General features: G+C 63.4%; 3 protein-coding genes and 1 pseudogene. All 4 read right to left on the reverse strand.

Features of this window, described 5'->3' with window-relative positions; genetic code table 11:
• Nucleotides 1-112: 112 nt before the first annotated feature.
• Nucleotides 113-1,927, reverse strand: coding sequence for a class I SAM-dependent DNA methyltransferase (locus tag VFG49_RS14815; RefSeq protein WP_324861844.1), 1,815 nt, complete (start codon nt 1,925-1,927; stop codon nt 113-115).
• 113 nt (nt 1,928-2,040) lie between these two features.
• Nucleotides 2,041-3,387 (reverse strand): type II toxin-antitoxin system HipA family toxin, encoded by a 1,347-nt coding sequence (locus tag VFG49_RS14820; RefSeq protein ID WP_324861846.1) that lies wholly within the window; start codon nt 3,385-3,387, stop codon nt 2,041-2,043.
• Nucleotides 3,388-3,390: 3 nt separating this feature from the next.
• A complete protein-coding gene (locus VFG49_RS14825) occupies nt 3,391-3,645 on the reverse strand; it encodes a helix-turn-helix transcriptional regulator (RefSeq protein WP_324861848.1) in 255 nt (84 codons plus the stop codon).
• A gap of 179 nt (nt 3,646-3,824) precedes the next feature.
• A pseudogene (locus VFG49_RS14830) lies at nt 3,825-4,142 on the reverse strand (M1 family peptidase); the annotation flags it as partial.

Below are 4,142 nucleotides of genomic sequence, written 5' to 3' on the forward strand. Positions count from 1 at the left end.
GGTTCGACCTCACAGCAGTTGCGGTCGCATCCCACCAGCGCAGTTCGCCGCCAACCACCGAACACAACAACCCAGCAACGAAGTACCCTTCAACCCCGGACTTTGCCAGTAATCACTGGTACGACCTGCGGGGGCAGGTCACCTCATCGATCTCGTGCAGGCTGCGCGGCGGTTCGAAGACGTAGAAGTGGCGGTTGAACGGAATCTCGTAGCCGACCTTGCTCTTGTCCTCGTCGATCCACGCGTCGGGCGCATGCGGCAGCACTTCGCGCTTGAAGTAGTCGCCCACGTCCTCGCCCAGCGGCACGTTTTCGGTGTCGCGCAGTGAACTGTCCGGCTGCGGCTTGCCTTTCTGCTTGCCCTTGGCGCCCTGCACCACGTTGCCCTGCTCGTCGCGCAGCGGGCGCTCGACGGTGATGGTGGTGTAGCCGAAGTCCTGGTTGTTGAAGATGCGCGAGATCGGCACGCGCTTGAGCTTGCCGCCTTCGGATGCAGACGGCGGCGTATCCGTTGACGTTACGACGTGCGGCGCGCCCACCGGCTGGCCATGGGCATCGAACACGGTGACAAGCTCCGCTTCGGTGAAGTTGCCGAACAGTCGCGTGACCGTGGCGATGTGCTCGTCGCTCATCTCCTTGCGTTTGCTGCCCAGGCTCTTGCGCATCTTCTGCCAGAAGCTGCCGGCATCAATGAGCTGCACCTTGCCGCGGCGCGCCTGCGGCTTTTTGTTGGAGATGATCCATACGTAGGTGGCGATGCCGGTGTTGTAGAACATGTCGGTAGGCAGGCCGATGATGGCTTCCACCAGGTCGTTCTCCAGTACGTAGCGGCGGATCTCGGATTCACCGCTGCCGGCGCCGCCGGTGAACAGCGGCGAGCCGTTGAGCACGATGCCGAAGCGGCTGCCGCCGTCCTTCGCGGGACGCATCTTGGACAGCAGGTGCATGAGGAACAGCATGGAACCGTCGGAGACGCGCGGCAGGCCGGGGCCGAAGCGGCCGCCGAAGCCTTTTTCCTCGTGCTCCTTGCGCACCACTTTCTCGACCTTTTTCCACTCCACGCCAAAGGGCGGATTGGAAAGCATGTAGTCGAACTTGCGGCCGGTGTGGCCGTCTTCGCTCAGGGTGTTGCCGGCGACGATGTTGGCCACGTCCTGGCCGCGAATGAGCATGTCCGCCTTGCAGATGGCGTAGGACTCGTCGTTGAGTTCCTGCCCGAACAGGGTGAGGCGCGCGGCGGGGTTGTGTTCCAGCAGGTGTTCGGCGGCCACCGAAAGCATGCCGCCCGTGCCCGCGGTCGGGTCATAAATGGTGCGCACCACGGCGTTGCCCTGCGAGAGCACGTTGTCATCTTCGATGAAGATGAGGTTGACCATGAGGCGGATGACTTCGCGCGGGGTGAAGTGCTCACCGGCGGTTTCGTTGGAGAGTTCCGCGAACTTGCGGATCAGCTCCTCGAACACCAGGCCCATCTGGGCGTTGTCCACCGCCTGTGGATGCAGGTCGACGTGGGCGAATTTCTCGGTGACCAGATACAGCAAGTCGGCCTTGGCCAGGCGCTCGATCTGCGTGTAGAAGTCGAAGCGCTCGAAGATATCGCGCGCGGCGGGCGAGAAACCCTGGATGTAGGCGTAGAGGTTCTGGCGGATATGGTCCTGGTCGCCCAGCAGCCGGGGCAGGTCCAGCTCCGAGGTGTTGTAGAACGACTGCCCGGCCATGCGCAGCAGGAATGGATCGGGGTTGAGGCCCGCCTTGGTCTTGGCGGCAAACTCGGCGAGCACCGCCGGCTTGGTCGCCTCCAGTACGCAGTCGAGTCGACGCAGCACGGTGAAAGGCAGGATGACGCGCCCGTATTCGGACTGCTTGTAGTCACCGCGCAGCAGGTCAGCGACGGACCAGATCAGGGCGGAAAGCGTGGACTGGTTCATGGCGATGCCAGGTATTCCTTGGATTTCAAGTGGACGAGCATAAGGCGGCGCAACGCTGCTCTACACATATTTGGCGGGGAAGCGATAACCCGAAGGGATGCGGGCCAGGCGGGTCATCGCCGGTCCGGCTCGGCGGCGAGGCGCCTGGCGGCCTTGCGCATGCCCTCGCTGATGGCCGAGAAAACAGCTTCCGGAAAATTCGCCGGCAAACGGCCTGCAACGCGCTCCAGCACGCCTGGGGTCTGGTCTGTCACCTGCGCGATCAGGGCGGGTGCATCCGGCAGACCCAGGGAGCCGGCCATGGCCACCCAGTGCCAGCGGTGGATGTCCCGCAGCACGTAGTGGCGGTTTTGCCCGTACACGGCCATGGCGAGCCGTGCCTTGTGCGGATCCAGTTGGCTGGCGCCTCTTCCCATCACCGGATAGCTGGACAGGATGTCGTACAGCGGCGTCATTCGGTACGCGCCGCCAGGCAGCAGGCGCAGGCTGAAGTTCTTGGCGTGCCCATCGGTGGCCGCCATCAGCCAGAACAGCAACTGCGCCTTGAAAAACAGGGTGCGATCTTCCGTGGCGGCGTCCGAACCGCGCAGCACATCCATGATGGGCCGGATGCCCGGGCCACCATCCGCCTCGTATTTGAGCGACGGTGGCAGGCCAAGGGCCTGGCAGAAATCCTCCTGGGGGATGCGTTGCCACCACTTGCCATCGCGCGAGAGCGTTCGATCGAACCGTTCGACGACAAGCGCCTTCTGGTCTTCGAAGATGCCTATCTCGACCCTGGCCGTCGGCAGGCCGAACTCGCGTACGATCTCCATGCACAGCCATTCGATCTCCACGGAATCGCGCAGGTCGGCGCGGATATTGCCGACCAACCCCAGTGGCAGCTTGAAGATATGCGTGCTCGGCGTTGCCCCCTGCGGAATACACCAGCGCCCTTGATGCTTGAGCAACGCGGTCTTTTCCTGCGCGCCCGCGATGGACAGGCGAAAGGCATCGCTCTCGGGAGCAGTCAGCGGCCCGCTCGTTGTGGTATCGCGAAGCAGCCGCGCCACGCCGGCGTCGTCCAATGGCTCGGCCTCGATGCGATGCGCATGGCCCGGGGCTTCACCAGCGGGTACGAGCTGGACCGCGCCGGCACAATCCCGGCCAATCGTTGCGAGAAGATCGAAGGCAGACAGCGACGCAGCGCGGTAGCGATCGCGCAGGCGCCTGAGGATGCGCTCGTTGTCGGGAATGAGATTCTCGAAATACGCGGCCACCGCTTCCGACCGCAAGGGCACGCTTGCGCCTGATGCGTGCGCCCGCGTGAACGGCAGGGAGAGCGACAAGGGACGGCCTTCGGGGGCGTCCATCCAGGTCGAGTCGTAAAACAGTCGATCCATGCCGAGGCGAGATCGTTCCCAGCGGCCGACATAGAGCCCATTCATCCAGATATCGAGCGCAGCGATACGGGTGGCCACGGCTTACCACTCCGAACGGCGAGTGTCGGTCGAGCGAGCATCGTCCGCCTTGGGCAATAGCGCTATGTCCAGACCCAGCAGCAGGCAAAGCCGGTGGACGCGGTCGAACGACGCCCGGCCGGCATTGCTTTCCAGCTTGGAGAGGGCCTGGACGGAAACACCCAGCTGCCGCGCCACATCGGCCTGGGTCAGGCCTTTTTGCACGCGGGCAGCACGAAGCATGGTGCCGAGTTGGTCGGGAAGACGGATGATGTCCACGGGCATTCAACCTACAGGTTGAAAGTGAGAATATCAACCTACAGGTTGAACTGATAAAAATCAACCCTCAGGTTGATCTGATGCCGTCATCGAACTTATGCCGCTTAAGGACCCGCCCCTCTCCGTCAGAAGAGGGGCGGGTCCTACGGAGCCCTTGCCGGGCGCCGGAACGAACTACTTCAACCGCCGTTCTTCGCCAGCCATGCATCCACCGACGGCAGGCGTTCGTTGCGCACCATCATGCGGTACTTGATATTGGCGATGGCCGTTTCGGCATCGCGACGCGAACCGGCTGCCAGGTACTTGGTGGCATAGTCGTTGATCTTGTCGACCATCGCAGCGCTGAACGAGCTGGCGCCAAGCGTCGGGTAGTAACGGCTGCGCGAGCTGCCGTCCACCACCTTGTCGACCTGTTCGCGATGGGCCATGGCGAAGTCGAAGGCCAGTTCCGGATGCAGGCGCGACACGATGCGGATCATGCCGGCGCTGTTGGTGGC

This window comes from Dyella sp., assembly GCF_035685885.1.
Lineage (GTDB): Bacteria > Pseudomonadota > Gammaproteobacteria > Xanthomonadales > Rhodanobacteraceae > Dyella.